This window comes from Streptomyces cyaneofuscatus, assembly GCF_042718795.1.
In the GTDB taxonomy this organism is placed as follows: Bacteria; Actinomycetota; Actinomycetes; order Streptomycetales; family Streptomycetaceae; genus Streptomyces; species Streptomyces cyaneofuscatus_A.
Genome location: NZ_JBHXOX010000011.1, coordinates 52,927 through 68,504 on the forward strand (window position 1 = coordinate 52,927; position 15,578 = coordinate 68,504).

11 protein-coding genes are annotated in these 15,578 nt (G+C 71.4%); 6 read left to right on the forward strand and 5 right to left on the reverse strand.

Features of this window, described 5'->3' with window-relative positions:
- The first annotated feature begins 487 nt into the window (after positions 1–487).
- Positions 488–3,379: a VCBS repeat-containing protein gene (locus tag ACFWRT_RS14730; RefSeq protein ID WP_380950886.1), complete on the forward strand. Its 2,892-nt coding sequence runs from the start codon at positions 488–490 to the stop codon at positions 3,377–3,379.
- Positions 3,380–3,568: 189 nt separating this feature from the next.
- Here ACFWRT_RS14730 and ACFWRT_RS14735 read toward each other — a convergent pair whose 3' ends face one another.
- Positions 3,569–4,180: an MSMEG_1061 family FMN-dependent PPOX-type flavoprotein gene (locus ACFWRT_RS14735; protein WP_380950885.1), complete on the reverse strand. Its 612-nt coding sequence runs from the start codon at positions 4,178–4,180 to the stop codon at positions 3,569–3,571.
- A gap of 215 nt (positions 4,181–4,395) precedes the next feature.
- Here ACFWRT_RS14735 and ACFWRT_RS14740 point away from each other — a divergent pair, with 215 nt between their 5' ends.
- The 4 genes from ACFWRT_RS14740 to ACFWRT_RS14755 all read left to right on the forward strand — a co-directional run bounded on the left by ACFWRT_RS14740 (position 4,396) and on the right by ACFWRT_RS14755 (position 8,493).
- The gene (locus ACFWRT_RS14740) at positions 4,396–5,466 is read left to right on the forward strand and encodes a FecCD family ABC transporter permease (protein ID WP_380950884.1); all 1,071 of its coding nucleotides are present in this window, start codon (positions 4,396–4,398) and stop codon (positions 5,464–5,466) included.
- Positions 5,463–6,533, forward strand: coding sequence for a FecCD family ABC transporter permease (locus ACFWRT_RS14745; protein WP_380950883.1), 1,071 nt, complete (start codon positions 5,463–5,465; stop codon positions 6,531–6,533). Before ACFWRT_RS14740 ends, ACFWRT_RS14745 begins: the two co-directional genes overlap by 4 nt.
- A gap of 1 nt (position 6,534) precedes the next feature.
- Positions 6,535–7,401, forward strand: coding sequence for an ABC transporter ATP-binding protein (locus tag ACFWRT_RS14750; protein WP_380950882.1), 867 nt, complete (start codon positions 6,535–6,537; stop codon positions 7,399–7,401).
- A gap of 69 nt (positions 7,402–7,470) precedes the next feature.
- Entirely contained in the window at positions 7,471–8,493 is a 1,023-nt protein-coding gene (locus tag ACFWRT_RS14755; RefSeq protein WP_380950881.1) for an iron-siderophore ABC transporter substrate-binding protein, read from the forward strand.
- 89 nt (positions 8,494–8,582) lie between these two features.
- Here ACFWRT_RS14755 and ACFWRT_RS14760 read toward each other — a convergent pair whose 3' ends face one another.
- The 3 genes from ACFWRT_RS14760 to ACFWRT_RS14770 form a co-directional block, all read right to left on the reverse strand.
- Complete coding sequence (locus ACFWRT_RS14760; RefSeq protein WP_380950880.1) at positions 8,583–9,092, reverse strand: hypothetical protein; 510 nt, start codon at positions 9,090–9,092, stop codon at positions 8,583–8,585.
- On the reverse strand, positions 9,073–13,020 hold the full coding sequence (locus tag ACFWRT_RS14765) for a DNRLRE domain-containing protein (RefSeq protein ID WP_380950879.1): 3,948 nt from the start codon (positions 13,018–13,020) through the stop codon (positions 9,073–9,075). Before ACFWRT_RS14765 ends, ACFWRT_RS14760 begins: the two co-directional genes overlap by 20 nt.
- A 234-nt stretch (positions 13,021–13,254) precedes the next feature.
- Positions 13,255–13,881 (reverse strand): YceI family protein, encoded by a 627-nt coding sequence (locus ACFWRT_RS14770; protein ID WP_380950878.1) that lies wholly within the window; start codon positions 13,879–13,881, stop codon positions 13,255–13,257.
- 281 nt (positions 13,882–14,162) lie between these two features.
- Between ACFWRT_RS14770 and ACFWRT_RS14775 the strand changes: the two genes are divergently transcribed.
- Positions 14,163–14,687, forward strand: coding sequence for a hypothetical protein (locus ACFWRT_RS14775; RefSeq protein ID WP_380950877.1), 525 nt, complete (start codon positions 14,163–14,165; stop codon positions 14,685–14,687).
- Positions 14,688–14,758: 71 nt separating this feature from the next.
- Here the strand turns inward: ACFWRT_RS14775 and ACFWRT_RS14780 are convergent, their stop codons facing one another.
- Positions 14,759–15,442: a peptidoglycan-binding domain-containing protein gene (locus tag ACFWRT_RS14780; RefSeq protein ID WP_380950876.1), complete on the reverse strand. Its 684-nt coding sequence runs from the start codon at positions 15,440–15,442 to the stop codon at positions 14,759–14,761.
- Between the last annotated feature and the right edge of the window lie 136 nt (positions 15,443–15,578).

Below are 15,578 nucleotides of genomic sequence, written 5' to 3' on the forward strand. Positions count from 1 at the left end.
CAGCACCAAGGAGGTAACCAAGGACACGGATCTGTGCCAGTGCCCCAAATAGCGCAAATGTTGCAGTAGTTCCCGCACCAGTCTTCCTTACCTTACGTCACGGATCACACGAACGGGGTGACATTAGGTGGAGGCTCAAGTTGACTGCAAGTCAAGAACCAACCCAGAGAATGGCTGTGATTGGTCAACCTTCCGCAAAGGCTGCACTCCTCCGACGTGTACTCTTCGCCCGACATTGCAGTTGATCAGGGAGTCCTGGGGGGCTTTGCTCATGCCACACATATCCACGGTGAGAAAGAGACCGACGCACCGTGCTGTCCGAATGGCGCTGGCCGCAGTGGTGGTCGGCAGCTCATTGAGCCTTGCGCCCATAGGCGTCACTGCCGCATCCGCGGCCGGGCAGTCGGAACGCGGATCGGTCTCCAAGGCCGTCAGCGCGGAGGAAAGTGCCTTCGCAAGAGCGAAACTCACTGGCGAGCCGGTCGAATTGACGGCCGAGCGGTCCAGCACCAGCGAGACCTACGCCCTGCCGAACGGAAACCTCCGCCGCACACAGCACACCGTTCCGGTACGGGTCAAGCGTGAAGGCGTATGGACGCCGATCGACACCACCCTGACCGAGGTCGCCGGCCGCGTCGCCCCGAAGGCGGCAGCCGGGAAGGTGACCTTCTCCGCAGGCGGCAGCGGACCGCTGGTCACGCTGACCGACCAAGGTCGCGATCTCTCCCTCAGCTGGCCGAAACCTCTGCCGGCTCCTGTGCTCGACGGCTCGACCGCGACCTACCCCGAGGTGCTGCCCGGGGTCGATCTCGCCGTCGCCGCGAGCGTCGACGGCTTCAGCCAGGCCCTCATCGTCAAGACCGCCGAAGCCGCGGACAACCCCGACCTCGCCGAACTCGACTTCGGGCTGCGGGCGGACGGTCTCACCATGAAGCAGGACCCCGCGGCGGGCACGCTCACCGCGCTGAACCCGGCCGGTCAGACGGTGTTCGCCACCTCCACCGCCCGGATGTGGGACTCCTCCGGCGCGCAGGCCGCCGCTCCCGCGCGGTCCGGCGCCCGGAGCGCCGTCAGGACCGGCCCGCCGGCCGAGACTCCGACCGACCTGACGCCCGGCACGAACAGCAGCACCGTCGAGGTCGAGGTGTCCGCGGAGCGGCTGACCCTCAAGCCCGACCAGGAGCTGCTCAACTCGCCGGAGACCACGTTCCCGGTCTACATCGATCCCCGGATGACCGGTAACCGCCAGGCGTGGACCATCGCCTACAAGCCGCACCCCAACGACAGCTACTGGAACGGCACCGGTTGGAGCGGGGGAACCACCGGAGAGGCGCGCGTCGGGTACGAGTCCTCGACGGGCGGGACCGCCCGGTCGTACTTCCGCGTCGACTCCACGTTCCTGGCCGGCGTGAAGGTCGTGGACGCGCAGTTCCAGATCACCCAGACCCACTCCTGGTCGTGCACCCCCAAGCCGGTCGAGCTGTATCTGACCGGGGGCATCTCCTCCGCCACAACCTGGAACAAGCAGCCCGCCCAGTCCACCCGCCAGGACCGGCAGGACTACGCCCACGGCAACGAAAGCGTCGGGTGCTCCGACAAGCCCGTGGACTTCACGGCCAAGGACGCGGCGGCCAAGGCCGCGGCGGGCAAGTGGACGAACATCACCTTCGGGCTGCGCGCGCCGCAGAGCTCGGAGGACGCCAGGGACCCGTACAGCTGGAAGAAGTTCAAGCCGGACGCCAAGCTGATCGTGGACTTCAACCGGCTGCCCAAGGCGGCCTGGGCGCTGGACACTTCGCCCAGCACGAAGGTCGGTGCCAACGAATGCGGCAACGGCAGCGGATTCGTCACCCTCGGCAACACCGACGTGACCCTGGCCGCCCAGGTCTGGGACCCGGACGGCGGCGACGTCAACGTGCAGTTCCACCTCTGGGCGACCGGCAAGCACGACGTGGCCCCGGGGATCATCTTCGACAAGAAGGTCCGCAAGACCGTCCTGGCGAATGACTCCAAGGGCGTGCAGGCCCGCATCGTCGTTCCCAAGGCCCTGCTGAACCAGCACCGGGGCGCGAGCAACGGCCAGTTCTCCTGGAAGGCCCAGGTCGAGGACGTCGCGGACGCGAATTTCGCCTCCGACTGGACACCGACGCAGGGTGCCTCCGGCTGCCGCTTCGGGTTCGACCCGACCGCCCCCTCCGCGCTGCCGACCGTGACCTCGGTGGGCGGCCTCTTCCCCGAGGACGAAGAGGGCGCCCTGGCGCGTACCGAGGGCGAGTTCATCCTCGGAGCGGGGGGTGAGAAGGACATCGTCGAGTACCGGTGGGGCCTGGACCGCACGCCGCCCGCCAACGCCGTGAAGCCGGCCGCCGCGGGCGGAAGCGCCTCGGTCAGGATCACTCCGCTCACCCCGGGCCCGCACACGCTGTACGTCCAGGCGTTCGACGCGGGCAAGAACGCGGGCCCCGTCTTCCCGTACAAGTTCTACGCGAAGAGCCCCGGTGTCGTGGACAGGCCCGGAGACGTCAACGGCGACGGCCTGCCCGACATGTTCGCCGTCGACGGGTCGAGCAAGCTGAGGATGTACGCCGGCACCGGCAACGGCCGGGTCGAGCCCATGGTGCTGCAGAACTCCGCCGCGGACTGGAGCGGCGCCCTGCTGACCCACCGGGGCGACTGGACCGAGGACTACTACGAGGACCTGGTCGCACGGAAGCCCGACGGCAAGCTCTGGCTCTACCCGAACGACGGGCTGGGGCAGTTCACCGACGACACCCGGCAGGAGGTCTACTTCTTCGCGGACCCGGAGACCGACGTGGCCCTGGACCCGAGGACCATCAAGCAGATCGTGTCGGTCGGGGACGTGTCGGCCGGTGAGGAGTCGTCCAACCCCGACTTCCTCGCGGTCATCGGTGACCAGCTCTGGTTCCTGCCGGGGTACACCGGCGGGACGGTCCAGCCGGGCTACCCGATCGGGTCCGCGGGGTGGAGCACCCGGCAACTGGCGTCGCCGGGCGACGTCGACGGCGACGGCTTCACCGACCTGGTGGTCCGCGACACCGCCAACGGGGCGGTGTGGCTCTACCACGGACGGAGCAACGGGGACGCCGACGGCGACGGCACCCCGGACGGAGGCACCGACCCCGCGTCCCTGGCCTCCGATGCCAACCGCACCGCGTACGCCACCGGCTGGACCACTGCCGCCAGGCCCTTGATCACGGCCTCCGGCGACTCGAACGGCGACGGTGTGCCGGACCTGTGGACCACCACGGCCAACACCACGGCGGGCCTCGAGTTCATCCCGGGCCGCAGGACCGGTCTCACCGGCGCTCCGGAGGTCGTGGGCACCGGCGGGTGGCAGCCCATGAAGGCCCTCTCGTAAGAAGGACCACCGAGGCGACCCGCCTCGGCCGGCCCGGTCCACGCGCTGCCGCCGTGGACCGGGCCTTGCGCTGCCCGCGCGGTGCGGCCCGACATGACGACCCGGCGTGCGGTCCGGTACGGCGGCCCGGTTGCCGTCCGGTACGACGGCCCGGTTGCCGTCCGGCGCCGTCAGCCAGGCGCGTGGCCGTCAGGCCGGAGCGGGCCCGTCGCCGGACCCCTCCCACGTCTCCGGCGCCCACACCCCCGACCGCCGCAGCGCGTTGTGGCAGTGGCGGAAGATCTCGTCGATCTCGACGACCAGGGCCAGCTTCGGGCGCTGGCCCTTCAGGGTCATCGCGTCGAAGAACGGGGCGTCCGTCAGGATGCGGGCGCGGCCGTTGACGCGGAGGACGTCCATCGCGCCGGGTATCAGGTAGAGCAGGCCCACGTGCGGGTTGGACAGGATGTTGTGGAAGCTGTCCGCCCTGCGGTTGCCCGGGCGGTCGGGGAGGGCCAGGGTGCCGGGGTCCAGGACGTGGGTGAAGCCGGGGCCGTCGCCGCGCGGGGTGACGTCGCAGTTGCCGGACGCGTCGGACGTGGAGACCGCGCAGAACGGGGAGCGGGCCAGCAGCGCCAGGTCGTCCTCGGTCAGCCGGTCGTGCACCTTGTCGATCACGATCGGGTGCGGGGTGCCCAGGATCTCGCGCAGCTCCTCCGCCGAGCCCAGGGGCACGGCCCCGGCCAGCGGGCCGGGGGTGGGGGCGGCAGCGGGGTCGGCGGCGTCGGTGGCGGCGGCGTCGGTGGCGGCGGCGTACGGCAAGGAAGCGCTCCGGGCTCGTGGGGTGCGGCGGTGTGGGGGCGGACCGGCGCTGTTAGGGTGACCTTACTTTGGGCCCCCTGTCATGCCTTCGTCGGGGTGCCCGGGTGCGGACGGCCCGCGCGCCCGAGCGCCCCGCCGACAGAACGCGCCGATGAGCAAGGGTGAGACACCGTGCACCACCGTAGTCCCGCCGCCGCCACCCCGGTGGCGAGGCCGTGAGCGGCTCGACCCTCCTGGCGAAGGAGAAACCGGCGGACGGCGGCAAGAAGGAGGCGCGGGCCAAGCGCAGCCGGCCCGTCCTCGCCCTCGGGCTCCTGGCCGCCCTCGGGGTGCTGGTCCTCGTCGTCGTGGCGAGCCTCGCCATCGGCTCCGGGGACGTGCCGTTCCGCGACGTCCTGCCCGGTGTCTTCGACCCCGACCTCACCGTCAAGGGCCAGCTCGTCATCCAGGAGGTCCGCATCCCGCGTACCGTCGCCGGGCTGCTCGCCGGTGCGGCGCTCGGCCTCGCGGGGACCGTCATGCAGGGCGTCGCCCGTAACCCCCTCGCCGACCCCCAGCTCCTCGGCATCAACGCGGGCGCGTCCGTCGCCGTCGTCTGCTCGATCACGCTGTTCGGCTTCACCGTGGCCACCCAGTTCATCTGGTTCGGCTTCCTCGGCGCGCTGCTCGCCGCCCTCCTCGTCTACGGGGTCGGCTCGCTCGGGCGGGAGGGGGCGACGCCCGTGAAGCTGGCCCTGGCCGGGGCCGCGACCGCCGCCGTCCTCTCCTCCATCACCAGCGCGATCCTGCTCCAGGACCGGGGGAGCTACGACCAGTTCCGGTTCTGGCAGCTCGGGGCGCTGACCGCCCGCTCCTCCGAGGTGCTCTGGCAGGTCTCCCCGTTCATCCTCGTCGGGGCCGTCCTCGCGCTCGCCCTCGGGCCGCAGCTCAACGCCCTCTCGCTCGGCGACGACCTCGCGCGCGGCCTCGGCCAGCGGGTCGGGGTCGCGCGGATGGTCTCGGCCGGTGCCGTGGTGGTGCTCTGCGGCGCCGCCACCGTCGTCGCCGGGCCCATCGGCTTCGTCGGCCTCGCCGTCCCGCACGCCGCCCGCCTCATCACCGGGCCCGACTACCGCTGGGTGCTGCCGTACAGCATGGTGCTCGCCCCGATCATGCTGCTCGTCGCGGACATCATCGGCCGCGTGATCGCCCCGCCCGGCGAGGTGCAGGTCGGCGTGATCACCGCCGCGATCGGCTGCGTGCCCTTCATCTGGCTCGTCCGGCGCAGGAAGCTGGTGGAACTGTGAGCCTCGTCGCCAAGGACGCCGGCGTGGACCGGCTCGCCGACGCCGTACGGCAGGTGAACGCCGTACGCGGACGGGGGCGCCGGCGGTCCGTCACCGTCGCGGCCGCCCTGTTCGTCGCCGTGGTCGCCGTCTTCGGCCTCTCGCTCAGCGTCGGCGACATGGTCATGCCGATCGGGAAGGTCGTCGAGACGCTCCTCGGCGGCGGCGACGGCGGCTCGCAGTTCGTCGTCCTGGAGCTGCGACTGCCCCGCGCCCTCCTCGCGGTCCTCGTCGGCGCCGCGTTCGGCCTCTCCGGCGGCGTCTTCCAGACCGTGCTGCGCAACCCGCTCGCCAGCCCGGACCTCATCGGCATCAGCGCCGGGGCCAGCGCCGTCGCCGTCACCGCCGCGCTGCTCTTCCAGGTCAGCGGACTCGCGCTCTCCGTGAGCGCGCTGACCGGCGCGATCGGCGCCGGCGCCGCGATCTACCTGCTCGCCTGGCGGCAGGGCGTCGCCGGGCAGCGGCTCGTCCTCGTCGGGATCGGCGTCGGCACGGGCCTCTCCAGCGTCGTCTGGTACGTGATGGCGCGCTCCGACGTCACCGACGCCCAGGAGGCCTTCCGCTGGCTCGCCGGCAGCCTCAACGGGCGCTCCTGGGGCCAGTTCTGGCCGATCCTCGGGGCGCTCGCCCTCCTCGTCCCGCTCACCGCCGTCGCCGCGCACGCGCTGCGGCCCCTCCAGCTCGGGGACGACGCCGCCGCCGGACTCGGTACGAAGGTGGAGCCGAGCCGGCTCGCCCTGCTCGGGTGCGCCACGGCGCTGGCGGGGGTCGCCACGGCGGCGGCCGGGCCCGTCGGGTTCGTGGCCTTCGTCTCGGCGCCGATCGCCCGCCGCCTGGTCCCGGGCCGGGGCGCCGCCCTGCCCCAGGCGGCCCTGACCGGCGCCCTGCTGGTCCTCGTCGCCGACTTCGCGGCCCAGCACCTGCTGCCCTCCGTCCAGCTACCGGTGGGCGTGGTCACCAGCATCATCGGGGCGCCGTACCTGCTGCTGCTCCTGGCCCGCGCCAACCGCGTGGGGAGTGGCGGCTGAGATGACGGCGTACGAGAAGAACGAGACGCAGGACGACAACGAAAGGCATGGCCCGGTCGTGGCTGAGCACACTCTTCAAGCCCGGGACGTCCGGCTCGGCTACGGCGACCGGGAGATCGTCCCCGGCCTGAGCGTCACCGTCCCGCCCGGCAGGATCACGGTCATCGTCGGCCCCAACGCCTGCGGCAAGTCCACCCTGCTGCGGGCCATGGCCCGGCTGCTCGCCCCCTCCGCCGGCGCGGTGCTCCTGAACGGCCGGTCCATCCAGGAGATGCCGACCAAGGAGGTCGCCGCCGTCCTCGGCATCCTGCCGCAGAGTCCCACCGCGCCCGAGGGCATCACCGTCTCCGACCTGGTCGGCCGCGGCCGCTACCCCCACCAGGGCTGGTTCCGCCGCTGGGGCGCGGAGGACGACGAGGCGGTCGCGCAGGCGCTGCTCTCCACCGACGTCCTGGAGCTGGCCGACCGGCCGGTGGACGAGCTGTCCGGCGGTCAGCGCCAGCGGGTGTGGATCGCGATGGCGCTGGCGCAGCGTACGGACATCCTGCTGCTGGACGAGCCGACGACGTTCCTGGACGCCAGCCACCAGCTCGACGTCCTCGACCTGCTCACCGACCTCAACCGCGAGCGCGGCGTCACGATGGTGGCCGTCCTGCACGACCTGAACCTGGCCTGCCGGTACGCGGACCACATGATCGCCATGAAGGCCGGGCGGATCCTGGCCGAGGGGCGGCCGGTCGACATCGTGACGGAGGAGCTGGTCGGCGAGGTCTTCGGGATGCGCTGCTCGGTGATCGAGGACCCGGCGTCGGCCACCCCGATGGTGGTGCCGCTGGGCCGCCACCATGTGAAGGACCCAGCGGCCTGATTCCCGTACGCACGCGGGAGGGCCGACCCGATGGCACCGTTGTCATAAGGTGAGGCTAACCTAAAGGGTATGAACCCCTCCGCTTCCCGGCGCCCCCGCCGCACCCCCGTCCTGATGGCCGGCGCCGTCGCCGCCCTCCTCGTCGGCGTCTCCGCCTGCGGTACGTCGGACGACTCCTCCGACACGTCCGGCTCCGCCTCCTACGCCGCCTCCGAAGGCGCCTTCCCCGCCAAGGTCGCGACCAAGTTCGGCGAGGTCACCGTCGACAAGCAGCCCAAGCGCATCGTCGCGCTCGGCTGGGGCGACGCCGAGACCGTGCTCGCGCTCGGCGGCCAGCCGGTCGGGGCGAGCGACTGGCTGCCGTTCGGCGGCGAGGGCGTCGGCCCCTGGGCCAAGGGCATGTACGACAAGGCCCCCGAGCTCATCGGCACGATGGAGCCGGAGTTCGAGAAGATCGCCTCTCTCCAGCCGGATCTCATCGTGGACACCAAGTCCAGCGGCGACCAGACCCGTTACGACACCCTGAAGAAGATCGCCCCGACCGTGGGCGTGCCCAAGGGCGGCGACCAGTACACGATCTCGTGGGAGCAGCAGACCACGATGATCGCCGCCGCCATGGGCGTGCCCGAGAAGGGCAAGGAGCTGATCGCGGAGACCGAGAAGAAGTTCGAGGCGGCGGCGAAGGCGCACCCCGAGTTCAAGGACGCCACGATCGTGCTCGGCTCGCGCACCTCCGAGGGCTACGGCGCGTACGTCGGCGGCACCGGCCGCGTCAACTTCGTGGAGCGCCTCGGCTTCAAGAACAGCCCGGCCGTCGAGGCCGAGGCCGGCGAGGGCTTCTCCGTCTCCATCTCCAAGGAGAACCTCGAACTCCTCGACGCCGACCTCACGGTGATGACCCCGATCGGCATCCCCGCCACGGACATCAGCAACGACCCGCTGTACAAGGCGGTCCCGTCGGTGAAGGCCGGGAACTCCCTGATCTTCGACGACCAGATCATCTCGCAGGCGTTCGCCACGGACTCCGTGCTCTCCGTCCCGTACGCCCTGGAGAAGGTCGTCCCGCTCTTCGCGGAGAAGGTCAAGAAGTAACCCCCGTACGCCCGCAGTCCCGTACGCGTATGTACGACAGCGCGCCCCGGACCTCCGGGGCGCGCTGTTTTTTTGCGTACGGCCCCGGATCAGCCGGCGTGAGCCAGCGCGTACCCCCACCACACGCCGTGCTCGCGGGCCAACTGGACGCGGAGGTGCTTGCCGTCGGCCAGGGTCAGATCGGCCTGCGAGGTGCCTCCGCCGGGCGCCTTGAGCCGCTGGGGCAGTGACCGTGCGTCCTCCACCCCGGCCACCTTCGCCGTGACCTTCCCGGCCGCCGCCGACGCGGCGAGCGGACGCAGGAAGTCCGAGGACTCCCGCGTCGCACCGGACCCGTCCGGATAGCCGTCGGCGAGGGCGTCGACGCCCTTCACGTCCCCGGCGGCCAGCCGCTGGACGAAGACGGTGAGGAACGTGGCGACGTCGTCGTCCGGCCGCTCGCCGTCGTAGGCGAGCGTCACCCGTGGGCCGTCGGCGGAGACGGCGTACGGGGCGTCGTCGGTGCGGTCGAACCACCACAGGGCGGTGGCGCACAGGACGACGAGAACCAGTGCGGTCCCGGCGAGAAACGCCGTGCGCTTACCAACGCGGAGTGACATGGGCGATCCAGACCTTGCTCGGACGGTTGCGGCTGCGTGCGGACGACATGGTGGTCGTCCGGTGCTTGCTGGTGTGCTGGGCGATGGTGACCTTGCTGCCGGACTTGGCGATGACCATCGAGGCGTGCTGGATGGGCTTGTTGCTCTTCCACTGCCAGAACACCACGTCACCCGGGGTGGCCTGGGTGTCGTACTTGCGCCACGTCACCTTCGCCTCCTTGTTGAAGAACGAGTAGAGGTGGTTGGAGGCCGCCCAGGAGAACGTCTGGTTCCCCAGGAAGCCGTACGAGCGCCACCAGTAGTGGTCGCTGCGATACCAGCCGGGCCGCTTCATCGCCATCTTGCCGCCCCGGTTGAGGGCCTTGGAGACGAAGTTGGTGCAGTCGGCACCGAACTCGTCCTTGTCCTTGGCGTGCTTCTTGGCCCACGCGGCGGCGCCGGAGCGGTTGAGCGAGGCACGGGCCGCGAGGGGCGCCGGGGACGGGTCGGCGAGGGAGAACCCGTCGGCGTCCATGGCGACAGCCGGCGCGTCGAAGGCCTCGGGCACGTCCGCACCGTCGGCGTTCTCCGACGTCACCGCGGTCCGTACGCTCTCGTCGGACGGCAGTTCGCCGTAGACGTCCCGGTCGTCGCTGATCCGCTGGAGGACCGGCGGCTTTCCGCCGCCCGGCAGCGAGAACACGTACTCCTCGTCGGTCTCCTCCTCGATCGGCTCGGACGGCGTGCCGTCCGCCACCTCCGTAAGGGTTCCGGTCCGGGTGAGCCGCAGCGTCGCGGTGGAGCCGGAGCCGCTGATCACGGCCTCCGCCAGGGAGCTGGTGAAGTCCCGGTAGGCGAGGCCGTGCCGGTTGTTCGCGGCCCGGTCGGCCAGGATCGAGGCGGCCCGGGCGCGCAGCAGCGTCTCGAAGGACGCGGCACGCGGAGCGGCCGCCAGAGCCGCGTCGACGGTGGAGTAGGTGCCTGAGAGCAGTCCGTCCGAAGCGGTGGTGAACTGCTTCACCACCTCCTTCAGCACCGTGGCGTCCGCCGCCGCCGCGCCGGGGCGGACCAGGGAGGACCTGGTCTGCGGACCGGTGGCGTGCGGGTTCACCGCGGTCACCGAGACGGTGTAGCCGGTGCCGTTGGCGAGGGAGCCGAAGACGGCCCGCCGGTCGGCGGTGGTGACCTCGGCCACCTGGGCGTCACCGCTGTCGCGGACGGTCACCCGGTAGGTGAGCTCCTCGGGGACGGAGGTGCCGGTGTCCTGCGGGGCGTTCCAGGTGGCGACCAGGCTCCGGTCGCCCGGCACGGCCTGCACGCCGGACGGCTTGCCCGGGGCGGCCGCCGGAAGGTAGGCGACCCGGAGCCGGGGCCGGGTCTGCGGGGCTTCGGCGGACCGCGAGGAGCGGTAGGCGACCCCGGTCCCGGTGTCGCTGTCCTCGTCGTCCGCGCGCAGGGCGAGACCGTGGTTCGACTCGGGGTCCGAGAACCAGTGCGCCACGGCCTCGGTCACATCGAGTGCGGCCGGGTCGGCGGCGGAGGTCGCGTGGGCCTCCACGCTCTCCACCGAGTTCAGCGAGTCGAAGTCCCCGGCGGCCGAGTCCCATGCCTCGTTGAGCGGGTGGGCCTCGATCTGGTGGGCCTCGCACGCACCGAGGCAGCGGTCCGCGTCCAGGGACAGCGTTGCGCCGGTGATGCGGGCCCCGGTGGGCAGCGCGGACAGGTCGGGCTTCAGATACGACCGCCAGCGGTCCGTGCCCTCGCCGCCGACGCGCAGCAGCTCGTCCCGGACCGGCGCCGGAGCCCCGCTCCGTACGGCGGTGTCCTCGGCCACCGGCAGGGTCACCGTCACCGGCGACGGGTCGGGCAGGGGAGCCGGCACCCGGACGGTGAAGGCGGTGGGAGCGGTGTAGGCGGAGCAGCCGCCGGCCGTGCACGCGCGCATCTGCCAGGTGTACGAACCCCCGTCCACGACGGTGCCGTCACCGATCTCCAGCGCCGCGCGCTTTCCGCTCTCCACGTCGACCGAGCCGAGCGGGTTCGAGCCGACCACCGCGCCCGCCGCCGTCCGCAGGACGAACTCGGCGGTGGGCGAGCCGCCCCCGGGAGCGGTGATCACTCCGGACAGGATCGGGTTGACCGTCTCCGTGCCACCGGTGAGCGGCGCCTGCGGCAGGTCCGCCGGGGCCGGCGGCGCCTTGGACAGGTCGACCTCGAACGCGGTGGAGGCGGACCAGGCCGAGGTGTCGGTGCCGTCGGACGTGCGGACCCGGAAGCCGTAGCTCCGGCCGTTCACCAGCTTTCCGGCCGGGATCTTCACGCTCACCGTGGAGCCTGCCGCAGTGGAGGCCGTCGTTCCGGTGGCCACGGAGGCCGATCCCTCGGTGACCTCCCAGGAGCCGGTCAGCGCGTTGTTGTCGGCGTCCGAAGTGCGGAAGGTGAAGGTGGGCGTGGTGGAGGTGACGTACACCTGGCTGCCCGCCGCGCCGCCCGGCGTGGGCGCGCCGACGGCGGGAGCGCCGGGCGCGGTGTTGTACGTGACCGACAGATAGGGGTCGTTGCTGGTGGCGTCCGAGGAGTTGAACCGCTTCCAGCCGTACGAGTCCTTCTCGTCGGCGGCGCGCAGGCCGAGGGTGCCGACGGTGACGTTCTTGGCGGCCCACTCCTTGACGAGCGCAGTGGTGTCGGCGCTGACGTAACCGGCCGCGCACGAGGAGGAGAACCCCTTGGTCGCCGTCGAGGACGCGAACCTGGCGTTCAACTTGGGCTGGTTGGCCCAGCGGGTGGCCGCCGAAGCCGCACCGGCCGACCACACCTCCCAGGCCTGCGGGGAGCAGGACCAGGAGTGGTACGCGTACAGGCTCAGCGAGGAGGACAGGATGTGTTTGCCGCGCAGGCTGCCGGTCGGGAAGCTCATGAACGAGCGGGCGACCTGGCCGGAGCCGTTGTTGCCGAGCTTCAGCTCGGTGGTGTGCGACTGGTCGGTGCCGTAGCCCTGCTGCACGAAGGTGTCGAAGGTGTCGCCCAGCTTGACCGCCGGGTCGATGGTGACCGGGTAGCGGGTCCGCTCGTCCTTCAGGAACGCCGGGTCGGCGGTGAACTTCAGCTCGACGCTGTCGCCGTTCTGCACGACGTCCATCGTGACCTCGCCCCGGCGCAGATGGTCGCCGGAACGTTCGTCCTTGGAGGCGTCCCACATCACCGGTGCCGGGACGGAACCGACCGGCAGACCGCTGGTGCGGTCCAGGAAGGAGACGCTGCCGTCCAGCCCGCGCCGGGCGGTCAGCCCCGGGGCGTCCAGCGGGAGCGTGAACGTCCCGTTCTCCGTGGCGGTGCGGTCCTTGAGGACGACGTACTGCTCGGCCCCGGTGCGGGTGGCCTCCACCACGACATCCGTGGCGGGCAGGGCGTCGCTGTAGGTGGCGGTGTCACCGTCGATCGACGGCTCGGGCAGCGGGCCACGCCAGCCCAGGGTCAGCGACTGGTCGCCTGAGCCCATCCGGATCAGCGGGGCGGTGCCCCGGCCGGTGTACTTGCCGGCGAGCCGCAGCTCGGCCGGGTGCGCCTTGGCGGCGAAGGTACCCCTCGCGGCGCGGACCAGGTTCGCGTCCACCGGACGCCAGCCCCCGGCGGCGTCCTCGTCGGGCAGCCGGACCGGTGCGCCGTGGTAGTCCACGGTCACGGTGCCGTCGGCGTTGGCCCAGGTGGTGGTCGTCGCGGTGCGTTCGCCGACCGCCTCCGCCCGGTGGCCGCTGCGGGCCGCGGTCTGCTGGGCCGAGGCCAGTCCGTCGACCGGCACGGCGGCCGCGGTCGGCTCGGCGGCGCGCTCCGGCCGGAGCGCGGCGGCGGATGGGGTGGTGCCGATGAGGCTCATGGCGCAGGCCGCTATGAGGGCGGCGCGGAATCTTCGTCTGGTGAGCATCGTGCTCTTCCCCCGGATGTCTGTCATGTCCCCCCATATGGGCGGGCGCTGGAATCTAACAGTCCGGCGGGCCGCCGATCCGACGGGAAGTTCCGGTCTGACCAGGCGTTACGTGTTCGCCGGGTGACCTGCGGACAGTTGTTACACCTTCGCCGGGCCACCGAAACACCGCACGGGCGGCCCGGCCACCCGAAGGTGCCGAACCGCCCGTGCGGTGATGATTCGTGGTGCTGCGGTATTGCCGTCGCGGTCAGGTGCGGGTCACGCCTGCGGCGCGGCCGCCTTGATCGCGGAGATGTCGAAGTTCAGCTTGACCTTGTCGCTGACCATGACCCCGCCGGTCTCCAGCGCCGCGTTCCAGGTCAGGCCCCAGTCGGAGCGCAGGATGTCCGTGCTGCCCTCGAAGCCGACGCGCTCGTTGCCGTAGACGTCGGTGGCGGCGCCGTTGAACTCCAGGTCGATGGAGAGCGGGCGCGTGACGTCCTTGATGGTCAGGTCGCCGGTGACCCGGTACGCCTCGCCGCCGAGCTGCTCGGCGCGCGTCGAGCGGAACGTCATCAGGGGGAACGTCTCGGCGTCGAAGAAGTCACCGCTGACCAGGTGGCCGTCGCGGTCGGCGATGCCGGTGTCGACGCTCGCGATCTTCACGTCGATGGCGGCGGAGGAGTTCGCCGGGTCGGTGCCGTCCAGGGTCAGGGTGCCCTCGTGCTCACCGAAGGAGCCGCGGACGTTGGTGACCATGGCGTGCCGCACGGTGAAGCCGATGCTGCTGTGGGCCGGGTCGATGGTGTAGACGCCGGTCAGGGCGGCCAGTGCCGGGTCCACCGCGGGGGCCTCGGCGACGGTGGTCGGGGTGGCGGCGGTCGACTTGCGGGTGAACAGAGCCATGGCTCCTCCTCGGGGGACGTGTGCGAGCGGTGCTGTGCGGGGGTGGCACAGGTGCAAGCGGTGTGCGGTCGGTGCTGTCGTCGATGTTGTTTAACCTTCAACGAGATTGACTCTAACTCCATCTTGTTCAAGTTTCAACCTTTCCTCGCGCCGGGTGTCCCGATCCCCGGATCGCCCTCTGGCGGACGCGCGTAGAACTCGGGCACTATCTCCCTGCCCGGCGTGCGCGGCCCCGCGCCCGTACGCCCTCTGTTTTGTCATGAGCAGGAGGAAAATCCCCCATGGTGAACCGCCCACGACTCCGCTCCGCCCTCACCGCCCTGGCCCTCGTCCTCGGCGCCCTCTTCGTCCCCGGCGTCGGTGCCCTCGGCAGCGGCGCCACCGAGGCGCACGCCGTGACCAAGCTGACCCACGCGCAGGCGACCTCCCGGTTCAGCTCCTCCGGGATCACCTGGTCGTCCTCGGGCGGCTGCTCCAACCGGAACAACCCCACCTGCACGTCGTTCGACCAGCTCAACCTGCCGACCGCCCAGGGTGCCCAGACGCTCAAGAGCGCCACCGGCTGCGCGCTCAGGATCACCGGCGGTACGGAGACCGGGCACGCCGGCGGCACGTACTCGCACTGGAACGGCTACAAACTCGACTTCGCCAAGAGCACCTGCCTGAACAACTACGTCACCGGCGTCTTCACCTACATCGGCGTACGCGGCGACGGCGCCCGCCAGTACCAATCCGGCTCCGGCAACATCTACGCCGACGAGGGCAACCACTGGGACGTGACCTACTACAACTGCGGAGGCTGCTGACCCCCTCGGTGCGGGCCGCCCCTCCGAAGGGGCGGCCCGCACACCCGGGCGGCCCGCTCACTCCCGAGGACTCAGTCCACCGGGTCCACCGTCGGCCCCTCCCGCTCCAGCAGGTCCCGGGCGAAGCCCTCCCACTGCGCGTACCGGTCCGGGTGCGCCGACCGCTGCACCGCCTGGCACGCCTTGCCCGGCTCCATCGACTCCCAGCCCTCGATCTGGAGCAGCCCCGGGTTGCTGGTCGGCGACGGCAGGCCGTAGAAGGACTTCGACGCGGTCGGGACGTGGGTGATCTGCTTCGCCGTGCCCCAGCCCATGCTCGGGCGCTGCTGGAAGATCCCGAGCGAGTCGTGGTCCACCGGGGTCGTGTAGTTGACGAACGTCGACTCCTGCATGGCCGTCATCAGGGCGATCACCTGCCCCTCCTCCGGGATGTCCGCCCCCTTCCCGACGCCGATGACCGTACGCGCGTGCGCGAGCTGTTCCGGGCCGAGGTCCGACGGGTCGGCGAAGGCCGCGCGCAGTTCGCCGTCCGGGGCCGTCCTGAGGAGGTGGGCCGTCGCGGTGTCCACCTGGCCGGTGGGGGCGAGCCCGTAACTCTGCTGGAAGGCGCGCAGGCCCTGGGCTGTGGCGGGCGGCGGCGGGGGTGCGGTTGCGGCGTGGGCGGTGGTGGGGGCCGCGAGCAGGAGTACGGCGGCGAGCGCCGCGAGCGTACGGCGGGGGAGTCCGGCCTTTCGGCTGCGGATGTTCTTTCGCATACGGAACGGTTCCGGGACACCGAAGCGAAAGTCAAGAATGCCGCGAATAGTATGAATTGATGGTGTGTCGCGATTCTGAGGGCCGCCCACCCCAGGATCGTCGGACACACGCGTGCCCTCCGCCGGCCGGGTCCGG